An 18,174-nucleotide genomic window follows, 5' to 3' on the forward strand; every position below is an offset into this window, starting at 1 on the left:
GACTCGGCATCGACAACCGGTACTTCAGGGGTTTCTACCTGGCTCACGCGTTGGCCAGAAACGGCGAAGGGTCGCCGCAGCCCTCTCGGATCAAGGCAGGCTCATCGCCGGTCAGGTCGATGATGGTGGAGGCCTTGAGGTCACCGAAGCCGCCATCGATGATCAGGTCGACATGGTGCTCCAGGCGTTGACGGATCTCGTACGGGTCCGTCATGGGCTCTTCATCACCAGGCAGGATAAGGCTCACGCTCATCAACGGCTCGCCCAGCTCTTCGAGCAAGGCCAGCACGATCGGGTTGGACGGCACGCGCAGGCCGATGGTGCGGCGTTTCTCGTGCATCAGCAACCGCGGCACCTCACGGGTGGCGTTGAGGATGAAGGTATAGGGCCCGGGAATGTGCGCCTTGAGCAGGCGGAAGGTAGAGGTATCGATCTTGGCGAACAGCCCCATCTGCGACAAGTCGCAGCACAGCAGGGTGAAATTGTGTTGTTTGTCCAGCTGGCGCAGACGGCGCACCCGTTCAATGGCGTTCTTGTCACCAATCTGGCAACCCAACGCGTAGGCCGAGTCAGTGGGGTACACCACCACACCGCCCTTGCGAATGATTTCTACGGCCTGTTTGATCAGGCGCGCTTGCGGGTTTTCCGCATGAATCTGGAAAAATTGGCTCACGAAATCGTCCTGTTCATATCGCCATAGGCTGTTCATGGCTGAATCGACGCCACAGAGGTGGCAGATCCTCAGGCAATGGCCGGTAGGCACCGATCTCGCCCCAGGTGCCGGGGCCGTGGAAATCGCTGCCAGCGCTTGCCAGCAGGCCGAACTCACGGGTGAGGATGGACATAGTGCCCACCTGCTCTGCCGGCATCATCCCATTGACCACTTCAAGTGCCTGCCCGCCTGCCTCAATATAGTTGGCAATCAGCCGTCTGCGCTTGCTGCGGGTCAGATCGTAATGCATCGGATGCGCCAGGCTCACCCAGGCGTTGGACTGGCGCAAGGTGGCAACGGTTTCCTCCAGGGTCGGCCAGTGCAGTTTGACGTCGCCCAGCTTGCCGGCGCCCAGCCACTTGCGAAAGGCTTCACCGCGGTCTTTGACGTGCCCGGCACGCACCAGGTATTCGGCAAAGTGAGGGCGCGCCGGGGCGTTGCCGCTGTCGCCAAGTTCCTGCTGCACGGCGCGGGCACCGTCGAGGGTGCCGGGCATGCCTTTGGCCGCCAGCCGTTTGTCGATTTCCTCGGCGCGCAGCCAGCGGCCCCGGTGCAGCGATTCGATCGCTTCGAGCAGCGGCGGCGCATCCAGCGGGAAATCATAGCCCAGCACGTGGATGGTCGCGCCGCCCCAGGTGCACGACAGCTCCACCCCGCTGACCCAGCGCATACCGCGCTCAGCGCAGGCCTGGCGGGCCTCGGCCAGGCCTTCGAGGGTGTCATGGTCGGTCAGTGCCAAGGTCTGCACCCCATGCTCATGGGCCCGGGCGACCAGGACCGTAGGCGACAGGGCGCCGTCGGAGGCCGTGCTGTGACAGTGCAGATCAACATTCATGGAGGAGCGCTACCGCTGGAATCGATGTTTGTTATTATGCCGTCACATCCCGATTCTGGCTGCCATTGTGAAACAATTCATCGATTTCATCCCGCTGCTACTGTTTTTCATCGTCTATAAGCTCGACCCGCGCCCCATGGAGGTCGCAGGCCACAGCTTCGAATTCGGCGGTATCTACAGCGCCACGGCAATGCTCATCATCAGCTCGCTGGTGGTATACGGCGCGCTGTTCCTGCGTCAGCGCAAGCTGGAGAAAGGCCAGTGGCTGACCTTGGTCGCCTGCCTGGTGTTCGGTGGCCTGACCCTGACCTTCCACAGCGAAACCTTCCTCAAGTGGAAAGCGCCGGTGGTCAACTGGCTGTTCGCCCTGGGCTTCGCCGGCAGCCACTTCATCGGTGACCGGGTGCTGATCAAGCGCATCATGGGCCACGCGCTGACACTGCCCGATGCCATCTGGGGCCGCCTGAACGTGGCCTGGATCGCGTTCTTCCTGTTCTGTGGCGCGGCCAACCTGTTCGTCGCATTCACTTTCCAGGCGTTCTGGGTCGACTTCAAAGTGTTCGGCAGCCTGGGCATGACCGTGATTTTCCTGGTGGCGCAGGGTGTCTACCTGTCGCGTCACCTGCACGACGACCCTTCCACCTCCAAGACCAAGGATTGACATGCTTTACGCCATCATTGCCAGCGACGTCGCAAATTCCCTGGAAAAACGCCTGGCCGCACGCCCGGCGCACATCGAGCGCCTGCAGCAGCTCAAGGCCGAAGGCCGCGTGGTGCTGGCCGGCCCGCACCCGGCCATCGACAGCAACGACCCGGGTGAAGCCGGTTTCAGCGGCAGCCTGATCGTCGCCGAGTTCGATTCGCTGAGCGCTGCGCAGGCCTGGGCCGATGCTGATCCGTACATTGCCGCAGGCGTGTACGACAACGTCATCGTCAAGCCTTTCAAACAAGTCTTGCCCTGATCGATAAAATTGGCGGTGTCTGCGGTATCTTTGCCACTGGCGAGCGCGTCAGACGCCGTCGATTTGAATTGAGTGAGTCATGAGCGAGCTGTTACTGATTGATGATGACCAGGAACTCTGCGAGCTGCTCGGCAGCTGGCTGACCCAGGAAGGTTTTGTTGTCCGCGCCTGCCACGATGGCCAGAGCGCGCGCCAGGCCCTGGCCGAGCACGCGCCAGCGGCGGTGGTGCTGGACGTGATGCTGCCCGATGGCAGTGGCCTGGAACTGCTCAAGCAACTGCGCAGCGACCATGCCGAACTGCCGGTATTGATGCTGTCGGCCCGCGGCGAGCCGCTGGACCGTATCCTCGGCCTTGAGCTGGGCGCCGACGATTACCTGGCCAAGCCCTGCGACCCGCGCGAGCTCACGGCGCGCTTGCGCGCCGTGCTGCGCCGCAGCCACCCGACGGCCACCACCACCCAGGTCGAACTTGGCGACCTGGCCTTCAGCCCGGTGCGCGGGGTGGTCAGCATCGATGGCCGCGAGATGAGCCTGACCCTGTCCGAGAGCCGCATCCTCGAAGCGCTGTTGCGCCAACCGGGCGAACCGCTGGACAAACAGGAACTGGCGCAGATCGGCCTGGGCCGTAAACTGACCCTTTACGACCGCAGCCTGGACATGCACGTCAGCAACCTGCGCAAGAAGGTTGGCCCACACCCTGACGGCCGCCCGCGCATCGTCGCGCTGCGTAGCCGCGGCTATTACTACAGCCTGTGATCGCCCCGGGGCCGAGCTGCGGCCCCGACCATCTTTACCGAGCCTTTACCCTGCGCTGACTGCGCTTGACCTTGATCTCTCTAGACTGAGCTCATCCGGTAACCACCGGCCCATGACAGGAGAGACACCATGCGCAAGACCCTAATCGCCCTGATGTTCGCCGCCGCCCTGCCGACCGTGGCCATGGCCATGCCTGAAGGCGGCCCGCGTCACGACGGCCCGCATCACCGCGGTGACGCGCCTTTCGCCCAACTGGACCTGAGCCGCGACCAGCGCCAGCAAATCGGCAAGCTGATGGGCGACCAGATGAAAAACCGCCGCGACATCACCGAGCGCTACCTGGCCAAACTGCCAGCCGCCGACCAGAAGGCCATGAAAGACGAACTCAAGGCCAGCCACGACAAGACCGACAGCCAGGTGCGCGCACTGCTCAAGCCTGAGCAGCAGAAGAAGTTCGACGAATTGCAAAAAGCGCGTGAAGCACGCAAGGCTGAATGGAAGGAATTCCAGGCCTGGAAAGCTGAAAAAGCCGGCAAGGCTCAGTAAGCTCTCCCCCACTGCCCGGCCCGCCTAAACGCGGGCCGGGCTTTTCCCGTTTACAGGAGGTGCTCTTGCGTTCTCTGTTCTGGCGCATTCTGGCCAGCTTCTGGCTGGCCATCACCCTGGTTGCAGGCCTGTCGATCCTGCTGGGCCACATGCTCAACCAGGACGCCTGGATCCTCAGCCGTCACCCGGGCCTCAATACCCTGGCCAGCCATTGGACCAAGCACTATGAACAGGAAGGCCTGGAGTCGGCGCAACACTTCCTGGAACGGCGCAAGCAGCGCTTCAAGATCGACGTGCAGGTCCTCGACGACAGTGGCGATGCCGTGGTGCCCGGCACCTTCCCGCGCCGCGCCGCCGCCTTCGAGGCGCGTCAGCACAATGACGAGCGCCGCCTGCCGTGGCGCCGCCTGACCGAGGAATACACCAGCCCCGACACCGGCGAAACCTACCTGCTGATTTATCGCATTCCGCACCCCGAGCTGGACGCCTGGCACCGCGAGAGCCTGCTCTGGCCGTTGAGCGCCTTGGGCATCGCCCTGGTGGTTCTGACCCTGTTCAGCCTGTTGGTAACCCTGTCCATCACTCGCCCGCTGAGCCGCCTGCGCGGTGCCGTGCATGACCTCGGCCAGGCCAGCTACCAGCAGAACAGCCTGGCCCGCCTGGCCGCGCGGCGAGACGAGTTCGGCGTGCTGGCCAAGGACTTCAACAAGATGGGCGCACGCCTGCAGAGCCTGATAGGCAGCCAGCGCCAGTTGCTGCGCGACGTGTCCCACGAGCTGCGCTCACCGCTGGCGCGCCTGCGCATCGCCCTGGCCCTGGCCGAACGCGCCGAAGCCGAACAGCGCCAGGCGCTGTGGCCGCGCCTGACCCGCGAGTGCGACCGCCTGGAAGACCTGATCAGCGAGATCCTCACTCTGGCACGGGTCGATGCCGAGCAATCTCATGCGGAACCTGTCGACCTCAATGCGTTGCTCGGTAGCGTGCGTAAAGATGCCCAGCTCAGTGCGCCAGAGCAGGAGGTGCGCCTGGAGGCACAGCCTGGTTTGACATTGCAAGGCTGGCCGACGCTGATCGAGCGTGCCGTGGATAACCTGCTGCGCAATGCTCTGCGATTCAACCCGGCAGGGCAGCCGATCGAGGTGCGCGCCGGGCGCGAGCAGGATCGTATTGTCGTGAGCGTGCGTGACCACGGGCCGGGGGTGTCGGCAGAGCACTTGGCGCAGCTGGGTGAGCCGTTTTTCCGGGCGCCTGGGCAAGATGCTGCTGGGCATGGCCTGGGCCTGGCAATTGCGCGCAAGGCGGCGGAGCGCCATGGCGGGAACCTGATGCTGGAGAACCACCCGCAGGGTGGTTTTGTGGCCCGGCTGGAGTTTCCGCTGGTAGTGGAGATTGGCAGTTGAATTGAGGCCGGACTGTCCGGCCTCTTCGCGGGGCTAGAGCGCTTCTACAGATACCCTGCCGCCTTCAGGCCCAGTGGAGAACCTGCAGGAGCGGGCTTGCCCCGCGAAGAGGCGCGTGAGTTACTCGCCCCAGGCGCTGACGTACTCGGCAGTTTCCAGAATCGGCGCCGTACGCGGTTCGGCCATCGGCGTGCCAAGGTACAGGTAACCGATCAACTCTTCATTCTCAGCCAGCCCCAGCCCCTTGTGCACATGCGCATCGAAGGCCATGTCGCCGGTCCGCCACACCGCACCGATCCCCTGGGCATGCGCGGCGATCAAGATGCCATGCGCGGCGCAACCCGCCGCCAGGCGCTGCTCCGACTTGGGCACCTTGTAATGGTCCTGCAGCTTGGCGATCACCACGATCAGCAGCGGCGCGCGCAGCGGCATGGCACGGGCCTTGTCCAGCGCAGCCTGGCTGGCATCGCCTTTGTGCTGCAGCGCTTCGGCAAACAATTCACCGAGTTTCTCACGGCCCTGACCCTCGATGGTCAGGAAGCGCCATGGCCGCAGCTGGCCGTGATCCGGCGCACGCAACGCCGCCTGGAACAGCGCCTCGCGCTGGGCGTCATTAGGCGCAGGTTCAGTCAGGCGTGGCACGGAAACACGGTTGAGCAATGCGTCGAGAGCCTCCATCGGCTACCCTCCTGGCAGGTGAATGTGCGGCCATTCTAGCGTTTACATCACCAGACCCATAGGTAGAATGGCGCCCTTCCGTTCAGAGTCAGAGCAGATCACATGGCGTTGCCGACCTTAAGGATCATTGGTTTCATCATCGGCATCTTCCTGATCACCCTGGCGGTCAGCATGGTCGTACCCATGGCGACCCTGGTGATCTTCGACCGCACCGCCGACATGCCGTCGTTCCTCTGGTCCAGCGTGATCACCTTCGTCGCCGGCCTGCTGATGGTCGTCCAGGGCCGCCCGGAACATGTGCACCTGCGCCCACGCGACATGTACCTGCTGACCGTCAGCAGCTGGCTGATCGTGTGCGTGTTTGCCGCCCTGCCCTTCTTGCTGACCCAGCACATCAGCTACACCGACGCCTTCTTCGAAAGCATGTCCGGCATCACCGCCACCGGCGCCACGGTGCTCAGCGGGCTCGACAACATGTCGCCGGGCATCCTGATGTGGCGCTCGATGCTGCACTGGCTCGGCGGCATCGGCTTCATCGCCATGGCGGTGGCGATCTTGCCGCTGCTGCGTATCGGCGGCATGCGCCTGTTCCAGACCGAATCGTCCGACCGTTCGGAAAAGGTCATGCCGCGTTCGCACATGGTCGCCAAATCGATCGTCGGGGTGTATGTGGGTTTCTCGGTGCTCGGGGCGCTGGCTTTCTGGTGGGCCGGCATGAGCCCGTTCGACGCCATCAACCACGCCATGTCGGCGATTTCTACCGGTGGTTTCTCGACCTCCGACCAGTCGCTGGCGAAATGGGACATTCCTGCCGTGCACTGGGTCGCGGTGGTGGTGATGATCCTGGGCAGCATGCCGTTCACGCTGTACGTGGCCACCCTGCGCGGCAACCGCAAGGCGCTGATCCGCGACCAGCAGGTGCAGGGGCTGCTCGGCATGCTGGTGGTCACCTGGCTGGTGCTGGGCACCTGGTACTGGGCCACCACCAACCTGCACTGGCTCGACGCCCTGCGCCACGTGGCGCTGAACGTGACCTCGGTGGTCACCACCACCGGCTTTGCACTGGGCGACTACAGCCTGTGGGGCAATTTCTCGCTGATGCTGTTCTTCTACCTGGGCTTCGTCGGCGGCTGCTCCGGCTCGACCGCTGGCGGTATCAAGATCTTCCGCTTCCAGGTGGCCTACATACTGCTCAAGGCCAGCCTCAACCAGCTGATCCACCCACGCGCGGTGATCAAGCAGAAGTACAACGGCCACCGCCTCGACGAAGAGATCGTGCGCTCGATCCTGACCTTCTCGTTCTTCTTCGCCATTACCATCTGCGTGATGGCCCTGCTGCTGTCGCTGCTGGGCGTGGACTGGATGACCGCATTGACAGGCGCCGCCGGTACCGTCTCGGGCGTCGGCCCGGGCCTGGGCGAAGTGATTGGCCCGTCTGGCAACTACGCTACGTTACCGGACGCCGCCAAATGGATTCTCGCTGGCGGCATGCTGCTCGGCCGCCTGGAGATCATCACCGTGCTGGTGCTGTGCATGCCGGCCTTCTGGCGCCACTGACGCTTCGATTTCCGCGCCCAAGCGGGCGCGGTACTCGCTGGGGGTCACGTCGAACCAGCGGCGGAAGGCCCGGTAGAAGTTGCTCGGGTCGGCGAACCCCAGCAGGTAGGCGGTTTCCAGCAAGGTCATGCCGGGCTGCGCGAGGTATTGCTCGGCCAGCTCGCGGCGGGTGTCGTCCAGCAGCCCCTGGAAACTGGTGCCCTCTTCCTGCAGGCGGCGCTGCAAGGTGCGCTGGGACAGGTGTAGCGCCTGGGCCAGGGTTTCCCGCTTGGGTTCGCCCTGCGGCAGGATGCGGCACAGTACCTGGCGCACCCGGTGGGTCACCCGGCTTTCCGAGAAGCGTGCCAGGTATTCCCCGGCAAAGCGGTCATGCAGGATGGCCATGGCCTCGTTGGCCGTCGGCAGCGGGGCTTCCATGTCGGCGCGCTCGAACACCAGGGCGTCGTGCGGCGCACCGAATACCAGCGGGGAATGGAACGCCACTTTGTAGGGTTCGATATTCTTCGGTTGCGGGCCCTGGACCAGCACCCGACGAGGCTGGATCGCCCGCCCGCTGAGCCATTTGCACAAGGCCAGCGCACAGGCCAGCGACGCCTCGGCGCTGTGCCGGGTGGGTGGCAGGTGGTCGCCGTGCACGGTGAGAATCAGCGAATAGCCTTCAGGCCCCAGGCGGAAACTCAGGTCGGAGCTTTCGGCAATGATGCGCTGGTAACGCACTAGGCGCTCGAAGCCTTCGGCCAGCGTGCGGCTGGACATCAACGCGTAGCCAACCACATGGAACGAAGCCGGCCGCACCACGCGCGCCATGTTCAGGCCAATGGCTTCGTTGCCCGACAACTCGACAGCCAGCTGCCACAGGCGGGTCATGGCGTCCTGAGGGAAGCGCGCGTCCGGGTCGTCAAGGGCGGCGAAATCCAGGCCAAGTTGCTTGAACATGGCCCGGCAATCGAGCCCTTCCAGCTCGAGCGCCTTCACAATCCCTGATGCCCAGCTGGCTGACGTGGTTCTCTCACTCATGACAGGCTTCTTATGACCGCTTCATGCGGTGAACTCCAAGGATACTCAAATGGCGCCTATTGTCACTGGCCAGCCCCGACAATGACTCTAGACTCGATTCAGGCTCCACGCCGTGTATCCTGTCAAAAAGTGTTAATCCTGGAGCACTGCTCATGAACAGCACAGCGCAGTTTCGCAGTTTTGCCGAGTTCTACCCCTACTACCTGGGGGAGCACAACAACCCTACCTGCCGGCGCCTGCACTTTGTCGGCACCAGCCTGGTGATCGCCCTGCTGGCGTACACGATTGGCAGTGGCAAGTGGTTGTTGCTGCTAGCCGTGCCGCTGTTCGGTTACGGCTTTGCCTGGGTCGGGCACTTCTTTTTCGAGAAGAACCGGCCGGCAACCTTCAAGCACCCGCTGTACAGCCTGATCGGCGATTTCGCCATGTTCCGCGACATCCTGCTGGGCAAGATCAGCCTTTAGGGCTGCCTTAGGCGGGCTCACGCAGCGCTGCATCCGCTTCAGCCTGCCGCGCCTGCGCATCGGCCAGCCGGTACAGTTCGATGTTGCCGTCCCAATGCTCGATCAGCGCCGTGCACGACTCCACCCAGTCGCCACAGTTGAGGTAATCCACCTCGCCGACCTTGCGGATTTCGGCATGGTGAATGTGGCCGCACACCACCCCATGAAACCCGCGCCGGGTGCACTCATGGGCAATGGCGTCCTCGAAGTCGCTGATGAAACTCACCGCGCCTTTGACCTTATGCTTGAGGTAGGCCGACAACGACCAGTAACCATAGCCGTAGCGGGCACGCCAGTGGTTAAGCCAGCGGTTGAGCACCAGAGTGAACGCGTAGGCGCGGTCGCCGAGGAAGGCCAGCCAGCGGTGGTAACGGGTAATCACATCGAACTGGTCGCCATGGATCACCAGCAAACGACGGCCATCGGCGGTCAGGTGCTCGGCCTCGTCCACCAGCTGGATATTGCCCAGCATCAGCCTAGAGTAGCGCCGCAGGAACTCGTCGTGGTTGCCGGTGACGTAGATCACCTGGGTGCCGCGCTTGCTCAGGGTCAGCAGGCGGCGGATCACGTTGGTGTGGGCTTGCGGCCAATAGATGCCGCTGCGCAGCTTCCAGCCATCGATGATATCGCCGACCAGGTAGATGCGGTCGGCCTGGTAGCCCTTGAGAAACTGCGACAGGTGCTCGGCCTGGCAGTCCCGGGTGCCCAGATGCACGTCGGAAATCCACAGGGTGCGCACGCGTTGCTTGCGCGACGGGCGAGAGAGTTCGGCATGGCTCATGGGCGGGCTCCGGCGCTGTTTGCTGGAGACTGGCAGGCGCAGATGACAGGTTGGTGGCAGCGATGTGACCGGTGATGGCCTGCCGACAATGCGGCACAATGGTGCCTTGCCCTGCGAGGAGGCACCATGACCGCTGGCCCGATACTCTCCCTGCGCCAATACCGCGATGGCCTGATCGCCCACAGCCACGAGCACCCTCAACTGGTGTTCGGCCTGCACGGGCGGCTGGATTTCGAGGTGCAGGGGCATGGCGCCCGGATCGACCGCCAAGGCCTCATGGTGGTGCCGGCCGGCGCCCATCACACCTGCGCCAGCGACGCTGGCAGCCACTGCCTGGTGCTTGATGTACCGGGTGAGCGCTGGCTGCATGAACAACTGGGCGAGCATGCCGACGCCAGTCGGCGTCTGCTCGATCATAGCGCCGCCGTGGGCCTGGACAACCGCCAGCAGCAGTTGGTGGACTGGCTGGCCGCAAGCCCGATGGACGACCCGCTGATTGCCCGGCAGGGTGCAGTGCTCCTGCTGGCAAGCCTTAACGCAACGGCTTCGGCCATCATCAAGCCCAGCCATCGCCTGCCCTATGCGGCGTTCGACAGGCATATCGAGCAGCATGCGGCCTACCCGCTGCAGGTTGCAGACCTGGCGCGGATCGCCGGGTTGTCCAGTGCCCGGCTGCATGCACGGTTTACGGCTGAATGCGGGATGACGCCAATGGACTACGTTCGCCAGCGGCGCCTGCTCATGGCGCGGCGGTTGGTGACCCAGACATTGCTGCCGATGGGCGAGATTGCCGCACAGGTGGGGTATGGATCGCAGAGTGCGTTTTCGGCGGCGATGCTGCGGGCGTTCGGGTGTACGCCAGGGGCGCTGCGGCGAGAGCCTGCCGATAAACACCGCTAGGTGGACGACAGACCTTGTCTGGATGGGGCTTTACACTGTGTCAGTACCGGCCCTTTCGCAGGACACGCCTGCGAAAGGGCCGGTACTGACAAACTCATTGTTCAAGGACCACCATGAACCACCGCACCGCCCTAGGCGCCCTGCACATCGGCGCGCTGTTCTTCGGCCTGACTGGCGTTTTCGGCAAGCTGGCCGCCAGTGCCAGCCCAGCCATCATCGTTTTCGGCCGCGCCGCCTTTGCCGTGCTCGCCCTGGCGCTGTTCGCCAGCCTGGCCGGCCCGGGTTGGCAGCGCCTCAGCGGCCAGGATGTGCGGCGCCTGCTGCTCGGCGGCGTGCTGCTGGCCGGCCATTGGGTCAGCTTCTTCATTGCCGTGAAGGTCGGCGGCGTCGCCATCGCCACGCTGGGCTTTGCCAGCTTCCCGGCGTTTACCGTGATTCTCGAAGGGGTGCTGTTCCGCGAGCGTATCCGCCGCAACGAAGCCGTCCTGGTGCTGCTTGTGAGCATTGGGCTGGTGCTGGTGGCACCTTCCTTCGACCTCGCCACCGAAGCCACCGCAGGCCTGCTCTGGGCACTGCTCTCTGGCCTGCTGTTCTCGCTACTGTCGCTGACCAATCGCGCCGGGTCCGGGCGCTTGCCCGCCGTGCAGGCCGCGCTGTGGCAAAACCTGGTGGTGGGCCTGTGCCTGCTGCCGTTCGCAGCCCCCGGCCTGGGCGCCGTGGCCTCGATGGACTGGCTATGGATAGCCCTGCTCGGTATTTTCTGCACTGGCGTCGCGCACAGCCTGTTTGTCGCCAGCCTTTCGGTAATCAAGGCGCGCACCGCGGCGGTAGTCTTCGGCATGGAACCGGTCTACGGCATTGCCGTGGCCTGGGTGGTGTTCGCCGAAACGCCGACCCTGCGCATGCTGCTGGGCGGTGCGCTGATCATCTTCGCCATCGTGCTGTCCAGCCGCCTGGCGGCCGAGCATCCGCCCAAGCAACCTGCAGTGGCCGAAGGCGCCTGATCAGCGATCGTTATGGCCCAGGTCGCGCTGCGGGTCGATCTGGTCACGCACGCGCTGCTTGAGCACCTTGGCTTCAGGGAAGCCACCGTCGGCCTTGCGCTCCCAGATCTGCACACCGTCGCAGGTGATGCGGAAGATGCCGCCGGTACCTGGCTCCAGCGCCACCCGGGCCAGGTCGTCAGAGAAGGTGCTGAGCAGCTCCTGGGCCAGCCAGGCAGCGCGCAGCAGCCATTGGCACTGGGTGCAATAGGTAATGACGATTTCCGGCTTGTTATCAGGCATGGTAAGCGTTCTCCAGGTAGGGGGCCGCTTATACTAGCGGTCTTTAGCCCTCGGTTTGAGACTCACGATGCGCCGCCTGCTGTTCTGCCTTTTGCTGACGCTCACCTCCTTCCCCCTGCTCGCTGCCGAGCAAGCCCGGCCCAAGGTCGGCCTGGTGCTCTCCGGTGGCGCCGCCCGTGGCCTGGCCCACATCGGCGTGCTCAAGGCCCTGGAAGAACAGGGCGTGCGCATCGACGCCATCGCCGGCACCAGCATGGGCGCCGTGGTGGGTGGCTTGTATGCGTCCGGCTACAGCGTCGAGGAGCTGGAAACACTCGCTACCACCTTGGACTGGCAGCAGGCGTTGTCCGACGCTCCGCCTCGCAAGGACGTGCCCTTCAGGCGCAAGCAGGATGACCGCGACTTCCTGGTCAAGCAGAAGCTGAGCTTTCGCGACGACGGCAGCCTGGGCCTGCCGCTGGGCGTGATCCAGGGCCAGAACCTGGCACTGCTGCTGGAAAGCAAACTGGCCCACACCGCCGACACCCGCGACTTTGACAAACTGCCGATCCCGTTCCGCGCCGTGGCCACCGATATCGCCAGTGGCGAGAAGGTGGTGTTCAGCCGCGGCCACCTGCCCCAGGTGATCCGCGCCAGCATGTCGATCCCGGCGGTGTTCGCACCGGTCGAGCTGGACGGGCGCCTGCTGGTGGATGGCGGCATGGTCGACAACATCCCCGTGGACGTGGCCCGCGAGATGGGCGTTGACCTGGCCATTGTGGTCGACATCGGCACCCCGCTGCGCGACCGCAAGCAGCTGGCCACGGTGGTCGATGTGCTGAACCAGTCGATCACCCTGATGACCCGGCGCAACTCCGAAGAACAACTGGCCAGCCTGCACCGCGATGACATCCTCATCCAGCCGCAGTTGGCCGCCTTCGGCGTCACCGATTTCGGCCGTGCCCGCGACATGATCGAAGCCGGCTACCGGGCCACCCGCCTGCTCGACCCGCGCCTGGCTGCGCTGCGCCAGCCCGAAGGCGACGCTGAGCTGGCCGTGGCGCGCTCGCCGCGCCAACGCACCCCGGTGATCACCGCGATCAGGGTAGAGAACGACTCCAAAGTCAGCGACGACGTGATCCGCTACTACATCCGCCAGCCGATCGGCGAGCCGCTGGAGCTCGACCGGCTGCAGACCGACATGGGCACCTTGTACGGCCTGGACTACTTCGACCGCGTGCAATACCGCGTGGTACACAAGGGCGACGACAACACCCTGGTGATCAACGCCCGTGGCAAGCGCGGCGGTACCGATTACCTGCGCCTGGGCTTGAACCTGTCGGACGACCTGCGCGGTGACAGTGCTTTCAACCTGGGGGCCAGCTACCGCGTCAACGGCATCAACGAGCTGGGCGCAGAATGGCTGACGCGCGCTCAGATTGGTGACCAGCAAGAGCTCTACAGCGAGTTCTACCAGCCATTGGACGTGGGTTCGCGCTACTTCATCGCGCCTTACCTGGACTTCGGTTCGCAAAACATCGAGGCGACCCTGGACGACGACCCGGTGGCCGAGTACCGCCTCGAACGCTACGGCTTCGGCCTCAACTTCGGCCGTCAGATCGGCACCTACGGCGAAGTTCGCTTGGGTGCTGGCAAAGCCTGGGGCGAAGCAGAAGTCCGCATTGGTGACCAGGACCTGCCCAAGGTCAGCTTCAACGAAGGCTTCTATGAACTGAAGTACTCGTTCGACACCCTCGACAACGTGTACTTCCCGCACAGCGGTGAAGACCTTGGCTTGACCCTGCGCAAATACGACAAGTCGCTCGACTCGGACCAGGACTACCGGCAGTGGCTGCTCAACCTGGACAAGGCGATCAGCAGCGGGCCGAACACCTGGGTGTTCGGCGGGCGCTACGGCCGCACACTGGACAACACCGAAGTGGTGACGTCGAGCTTCGTGATGGGCGGTGCGCGCGAATTGTCGGGCTTGCGCCAGGACTCGGTGTCAGGGCAAAACGTGAGCCTGCTGCGCATCGTCTATTACCGCCGCCTGACGCCGCGCAGCTACCTGCCGCTGGACTTCCCGCTGTACATCGGTGGCTCGCTGGAGCGTGGGCGGGCGTGGAACAACGACAATGAGTTCGACAGTGGGTACATCAATGCAGCGAGCGTTTTCCTGGGGCTGGATACACCGTTGGGGCCGCTGAACCTGACGTATGGGGCCAACAGTGCGCATGAGCAGGCGGTGTACCTGAACCTGGGGCATACCTTCTAAATCGTCATCGCCGGCAAGCCGGCGATTGGGCTGCAAGGCAGCCCCAAGATATTCAGGACTTTTCGAGGTTGGCCAGAATCTTTGCATGCACCCGCATGCACACCTCAAGGTCTGCCTCGTCCACGCCGGTGAACAGCTCCAGGCGCAAGGCATTGGCGATGGTCTCGATCTGCTCGATCAAGGGCTTGGCCGGTGGGCACAACTGGATTTTCTTCGCCCGCCGATCCTCCAGCACCGCCTGGCGCCGCACTAGCCCTTGGGCTTCCAGGCTGTCGAGCAGGCGCGCAAGCGTCGGGCCTTCAACACCGACACTCTGGGCCAGTTCGCGCTGGGTCGGCGCCTCTTCGAAACGCGCAAGGTGCAGCAACACCAACCAGCGCGCCTGGGACAGGTTGAGCCCGGCCAGGCGGCGATCCAGCTCGGCACGCCAGCCGCGGGACATCTGCGCCAGCTGCATGCCGAAGCGGTGTTGATTGTCGGTCAGGGGCATAAACAACTCATTGACTAGAACTAATTATTAGTCAGCTAACCATGCCCCGGGACATCAGGCAAGGCTGCTTGGCGCGGAAATGTCCGATAATCGTCAAAAAGGATGACATCGATCAGCGGATGTCCGAAATGTCCCCGATCAGAGCTCGAACTCCGCCGCCAGGGCTGCGCGTATGCAGTAGAGCACGCCTTCGGGAACCCGCGCGCCGAACAAGGGCGCAATCGCTGAAACCGGCGGCAGCTCCCCTTCGCCGTCGAGGAAGGCGTCCTGGACCTCCATCATCAGGTCTTCGGGCAGGTCGAGCGCCTGGTCCAGGCTCAGTTCCTGGCGGCCAATGGCTTCGGCCAGCAGGCTGTAGACGTTCTTTTCGCTGCAATTGAGCTGGCCGGCGATTTGCGCCGGGGTCATGCCGGCACGGGCCAGGCTGACCAGTTCATGGCGCAGGTCGAGCACCACCTTGGGCGCCTCCTCGGTGCCACCGGCGCCATTGAGCACTTCGAGGAAGGCCTGGCCGTAGCGCTCCAGCTTGCGCGCACCCACGCCGCTGACCTGGGCCATGTCGCTGAGGCTGGTCGGCTGGCTGCGCAGCATCTCCAGCAGCGTGGAGTCGGGGAAGATCACGTAAGGCGGCACGCTGTGCTCCTCGGCCAGCTTGCGCCGCAGCGTTCGCAGCGCGTCCCACAGCTCGCGCTCCTCGGCACGTACCAGCTGGCTGGCCGGGCTGCCGCCGCTGGAAGAAGACTTGGCCACGGTCTGCGGCTTGAGGTCGCGGCGCAACTGCAAGGTCACCTCGCCACGCAGCAACGGCCGGCAGCTGTCGGACAGGCGCAGGCCGCCATAACCCTCCAGGTCGATGTCCACCAGGCCGCGCGCCACCAGCTGACGGAACAGCGAGCGCCATTCAACCTCGGCAATCGCCTTGCCCACCCCGAACACCGCGAGCTTTTCATGGCCAAAATTGCGCACCTTCTCGTTGTCCTTGCCCAGCAGCACGTCGATCAGGTGGCCGACACCGTAGCGCTGGCCGGTACGGAATACCGCCGAGAGGGCTTGGCGCGCAGGCTCGGTGGCATCCCAGGTCTGCACCTGGTCGACGCAGTTGTCGCAATGCCCGCACGGCTGCTCGAGCACTTCGTCGAAGTAGGCCAGCAGCGACTGGCGACGGCAGCGTGTTTCCTCGCACAACGCCAGCATGGCGTCGAGTTTGTGCTGCTCGACGCGCTTGTGGCGCTCGTCCCCTTCGGAGTTTTGCAGCATCTGCTTGAGCATCACCATGTCCTGCAGGCCGTAGGCCATCCAGGCATCGGACGGCAGCCCATCACGGCCGGCACGGCCGGTTTCCTGGTAATAGGCCTCGAGCGACTTGGGCAGGTCGAGGTGGGCGACGAAGCGCACGTTGGGCTTGTCGATGCCCATGCCGAAGGCGATGGTGGCGACCATGATCAGGCCTTCCTCGTTGAGGAAGCGGTGCTGGTTGGCCGAACGGGTTTCCGCCGCCAGGCCGGCGTGGTACGGGAGCGCCGGGAAGCCTTGTTCGCACAGGTAGGCGGCGGTCTCGTCGACCTTCTTGCGCGACAGGCAATAGACGATGCCGGCGTTGCCACGGCGCTCGCCAAGGAACGCCATCAGCTGCTTGCGCGGCGACTCCTTGGGCACGATGCGGTAGAAGATGTTCGGCCGGTCGAAGCTCGACAGGAAGCGCTCGGCGCCCTGCAGGTGCAGGCGCTGGACGATCTCCTCGCGGGTGCGCATGTCGGCGGTGGCGGTCAGGGCGATGCGCGGCACATGCGGGAACAGTTCGGCCAGCTGGCCCAGCTGCAGGTACTCCGGGCGGAAGTCATGGCCCCATTGCGAGACGCAGTGCGCCTCGTCGATGGCGAACAGCGACACATCCAGCCCGCGCAGGAAGTCCAGCATGCGCGGCTGCACCAGGCGCTCCGGCGCCAGGTACAGCATCTTCACTTCACCGCGGCGCAGGCGCCCGGCGAGGTCGCGCTGCTGCTCCGCACTGAGAGTAGAGTTCAGCGCAGCGGCCGCGACGCCGAGCTCATCGAGGGTGGCGACCTGGTCGTCCATCAGCGCGATCAGCGGCGACACCACCACGGTCAGGCCCGGGCGCAGCAACCCCGGCACCTGGAAGCACAGCGACTTGCCGCCGCCGGTGGGCATCAGCACCAGGGCGTCGCCGCCATTGGCCACGCATTCGATGATCGCTGCCTGGCGCCCACGGAAACTGTCGTAACCGAAGATGTCCTTGAGAACGCGCTGAGCCTGTTCGAGCATGTGCAACTCCGTAAATCGCCGTACCATCCTGGACACAGGCTGGACGAAAAACCCGCTCCGCACACGCCAAATGCGTAAGCGGCTTTTGCCAGATGGCCGGGAAACCCGCCTCTGGGTGAAAAATCGCGAAGTATACCCCAGTGCCGACCTGTGCAGGATGCCGTGCTGACAGACGTTCCCTTTGCCCCGCCAGCGGCGCAAGGTGCTAGAATTCACTATCGTTTATTCCCCCAAGGTAGCCCTGTAATGTCCTTCGCCGAGCAACTGACCCGCCTGCAAGCCTTCCTCGACGCCGATGAGCTGCACGAAGAAGCGCTGGACTACGTCGCCGCCCACGGCTACCTGACCGCGCTGTCGATCTGCTCCGAAGACGTTCCCGAGCGTGAATGGATCGACGCGTTGTTCGCCGAAGAGCCCCATTACGCCAGCGATGCCCAGCGCACCGAAATCGAAGCGACCTTGGTGGCACTCAAGGGCCACATCGCCCGCCAACTGGCCAGCGACGAAGAATTCGACCTGCCATGCGAGCTGGACCTGACCGACGAACCGGACGATTCCGACCTGCGCGGCTGGTGCATCGGCTTCATGGAAGGCGTGTTCCTGCGCGAAGAAGCCTGGTTCGAAAACGCCGAAGAAGAAGTCAGCGAGATGCTGCTGCCGATCATGGTCGGTTCCGGCCTGTTCGACGAACAACCTGAGTTCGCCGACATCGCCAGCAACGCCAACCTGCAGGACGACATGATCGTGCAGATCCCGGAAGCGCTGAGCGCACTGTTCCTGCTGCTGCACGCACCTGAAGAGAAGCCGGCGCTGCTCAAGCCACGCCACCACTGAGTCGGCCGTGCGCTACCTGCTGCTGGCCATCGGCTGGCTCAGCGTCGCGTTGGGGGTGTTGGGGATCTTCCTCCCGGTGTTGCCCACCACCCCGTTCCTGCTGCTGGCAGCTGCCTGCTTCGCGCGCAGCTCGCCGCGCTTTCACCACTGGCTGGTCAACCACCCCAAGCTTGGGCCGTGGATCCGTGACTACCTGAGCGGTGAAGGTATTCCATTGAAGGGCAAGGTGTACGCCATCGGCCTGATGTGGGCGAGCATCAGCCTGTCCTGCTACCTGGTGCCGTTGTTCTGGGCACGGGCTTTCATGCTGACCAGTGCGGTGCTGGTGAGCCTGTACATTCTCAAGCAGAAGACGTTGCGCAAGCCGGGTTGAGCTGCT

General features: G+C 64.3%; 20 protein-coding genes. 12 read left to right on the forward strand and 8 right to left on the reverse strand.

The window, feature by feature from the left end:
* Positions 1–43: 43 nt before the first annotated feature.
* Together ACIPIJ_RS01120 and ACIPIJ_RS01125 are read right to left on the reverse strand one after the other, a co-directional pair.
* Positions 44–673: an L-threonylcarbamoyladenylate synthase gene (locus ACIPIJ_RS01120; RefSeq protein ID WP_401071914.1), complete on the reverse strand. Its 630-nt coding sequence runs from the start codon at positions 671–673 to the stop codon at positions 44–46.
* Between the two features lie 13 nt (positions 674–686).
* The gene (locus ACIPIJ_RS01125) at positions 687–1,547 is read right to left on the reverse strand and encodes a PHP domain-containing protein (protein WP_401071916.1); all 861 of its coding nucleotides are present in this window, start codon (positions 1,545–1,547) and stop codon (positions 687–689) included.
* 67 nt (positions 1,548–1,614) lie between these two features.
* Between ACIPIJ_RS01125 and ACIPIJ_RS01130 the strand changes: the two genes are divergently transcribed.
* The 5 genes from ACIPIJ_RS01130 (at position 1,615) to ACIPIJ_RS01150 (ending at position 5,212) form a co-directional block, all read left to right on the forward strand.
* The gene (locus ACIPIJ_RS01130; RefSeq protein ID WP_401071918.1) at positions 1,615–2,208 is read left to right on the forward strand and encodes a septation protein A; all 594 of its coding nucleotides are present in this window, start codon (positions 1,615–1,617) and stop codon (positions 2,206–2,208) included.
* 1 nt (position 2,209) lies between these two features.
* Positions 2,210–2,509, forward strand: a complete 300-nt coding sequence (locus tag ACIPIJ_RS01135; RefSeq protein WP_401071920.1) for a YciI family protein — start codon at positions 2,210–2,212, stop codon at positions 2,507–2,509.
* Positions 2,510–2,588: 79 nt separating this feature from the next.
* Entirely contained in the window at positions 2,589–3,266 is a 678-nt protein-coding gene (locus tag ACIPIJ_RS01140) for a response regulator transcription factor (RefSeq protein ID WP_401071922.1), read from the forward strand.
* A 129-nt stretch (positions 3,267–3,395) separates the two neighbouring features.
* Positions 3,396–3,812, forward strand: coding sequence for a Spy/CpxP family protein refolding chaperone (locus tag ACIPIJ_RS01145; protein WP_039604113.1), 417 nt, complete (start codon positions 3,396–3,398; stop codon positions 3,810–3,812).
* A gap of 59 nt (positions 3,813–3,871) precedes the next feature.
* Positions 3,872–5,212, forward strand: a complete 1,341-nt coding sequence (locus ACIPIJ_RS01150) for an ATP-binding protein (protein WP_401071924.1) — start codon at positions 3,872–3,874, stop codon at positions 5,210–5,212.
* A gap of 120 nt (positions 5,213–5,332) precedes the next feature.
* On the opposite strand, the gene ACIPIJ_RS01155 is transcribed toward ACIPIJ_RS01150, so the two are convergent.
* A complete protein-coding gene (locus tag ACIPIJ_RS01155) occupies positions 5,333–5,890 on the reverse strand; it encodes an NAD(P)H nitroreductase (RefSeq protein ID WP_401071926.1) in 558 nt (185 codons plus the stop codon).
* 102 nt (positions 5,891–5,992) lie between these two features.
* Here ACIPIJ_RS01155 and ACIPIJ_RS01160 point away from each other — a divergent pair, with 102 nt between their 5' ends.
* Positions 5,993–7,447 (forward strand): TrkH family potassium uptake protein, encoded by a 1,455-nt coding sequence (locus tag ACIPIJ_RS01160; protein ID WP_401071928.1) that lies wholly within the window; start codon positions 5,993–5,995, stop codon positions 7,445–7,447.
* On the opposite strand, the gene ACIPIJ_RS01165 is transcribed toward ACIPIJ_RS01160, so the two are convergent.
* On the reverse strand, positions 7,343–8,464 hold the full coding sequence (locus tag ACIPIJ_RS01165) for an AraC family transcriptional regulator (RefSeq protein ID WP_401071930.1): 1,122 nt from the start codon (positions 8,462–8,464) through the stop codon (positions 7,343–7,345). The genes ACIPIJ_RS01160 and ACIPIJ_RS01165 overlap by 105 nt on opposite strands.
* A 152-nt stretch (positions 8,465–8,616) precedes the next feature.
* Here ACIPIJ_RS01165 and ACIPIJ_RS01170 point away from each other — a divergent pair, with 152 nt between their 5' ends.
* Positions 8,617–8,928, forward strand: a complete 312-nt coding sequence (locus ACIPIJ_RS01170) for an Mpo1-like protein (protein WP_401071932.1) — start codon at positions 8,617–8,619, stop codon at positions 8,926–8,928.
* A 7-nt stretch (positions 8,929–8,935) separates the two neighbouring features.
* On the opposite strand, the gene ACIPIJ_RS01175 is transcribed toward ACIPIJ_RS01170, so the two are convergent.
* A complete protein-coding gene (locus tag ACIPIJ_RS01175) occupies positions 8,936–9,748 on the reverse strand; it encodes a UDP-2,3-diacylglucosamine diphosphatase (RefSeq protein WP_401071934.1) in 813 nt (270 codons plus the stop codon).
* A gap of 126 nt (positions 9,749–9,874) precedes the next feature.
* Here ACIPIJ_RS01175 and ACIPIJ_RS01180 point away from each other — a divergent pair, with 126 nt between their 5' ends.
* Together ACIPIJ_RS01180 and ACIPIJ_RS01185 are read left to right on the forward strand one after the other, a co-directional pair.
* On the forward strand, positions 9,875–10,648 hold the full coding sequence (locus ACIPIJ_RS01180) for an AraC family transcriptional regulator (RefSeq protein ID WP_401071936.1): 774 nt from the start codon (positions 9,875–9,877) through the stop codon (positions 10,646–10,648).
* 113 nt (positions 10,649–10,761) lie between these two features.
* Positions 10,762–11,652 (forward strand): DMT family transporter, encoded by an 891-nt coding sequence (locus tag ACIPIJ_RS01185; RefSeq protein ID WP_401071938.1) that lies wholly within the window; start codon positions 10,762–10,764, stop codon positions 11,650–11,652.
* Here the strand turns inward: ACIPIJ_RS01185 and ACIPIJ_RS01190 are convergent, their stop codons facing one another.
* Entirely contained in the window at positions 11,653–11,934 is a 282-nt protein-coding gene (locus ACIPIJ_RS01190; RefSeq protein ID WP_401071940.1) for a SelT/SelW/SelH family protein, read from the reverse strand.
* Positions 11,935–12,001: 67 nt separating this feature from the next.
* Between ACIPIJ_RS01190 and ACIPIJ_RS01195 the strand changes: the two genes are divergently transcribed.
* Positions 12,002–14,188 (forward strand): patatin-like phospholipase family protein, encoded by a 2,187-nt coding sequence (locus tag ACIPIJ_RS01195; protein ID WP_401071942.1) that lies wholly within the window; start codon positions 12,002–12,004, stop codon positions 14,186–14,188.
* 52 nt (positions 14,189–14,240) lie between these two features.
* On the opposite strand, the gene ACIPIJ_RS01200 is transcribed toward ACIPIJ_RS01195, so the two are convergent.
* Both ACIPIJ_RS01200 and recQ read right to left on the reverse strand, forming a co-directional pair.
* Entirely contained in the window at positions 14,241–14,678 is a 438-nt protein-coding gene (locus tag ACIPIJ_RS01200; protein ID WP_346615177.1) for a MarR family transcriptional regulator, read from the reverse strand.
* A gap of 138 nt (positions 14,679–14,816) precedes the next feature.
* Entirely contained in the window at positions 14,817–16,961 is a 2,145-nt protein-coding gene (recQ, locus tag ACIPIJ_RS01205; protein ID WP_401071944.1) for a DNA helicase RecQ, read from the reverse strand.
* Between the two features lie 246 nt (positions 16,962–17,207).
* On the opposite strand from recQ, the gene ACIPIJ_RS01210 reads away from it, so the two are divergent.
* Positions 17,208–17,795, forward strand: coding sequence for a YecA family protein (locus tag ACIPIJ_RS01210; protein ID WP_194787921.1), 588 nt, complete (start codon positions 17,208–17,210; stop codon positions 17,793–17,795).
* Positions 17,796–17,802: 7 nt separating this feature from the next.
* On the forward strand, positions 17,803–18,168 hold the full coding sequence (locus ACIPIJ_RS01215) for a YbaN family protein (RefSeq protein WP_016391094.1): 366 nt from the start codon (positions 17,803–17,805) through the stop codon (positions 18,166–18,168).
* Positions 18,169–18,174 lie beyond the last annotated feature (6 nt).

Origin of the sequence: Pseudomonas sp. NPDC087185 (assembly GCF_044744955.1) — a bacterium.
Taxonomy (GTDB): Bacteria; Pseudomonadota; Gammaproteobacteria; order Pseudomonadales; family Pseudomonadaceae; genus Aquipseudomonas.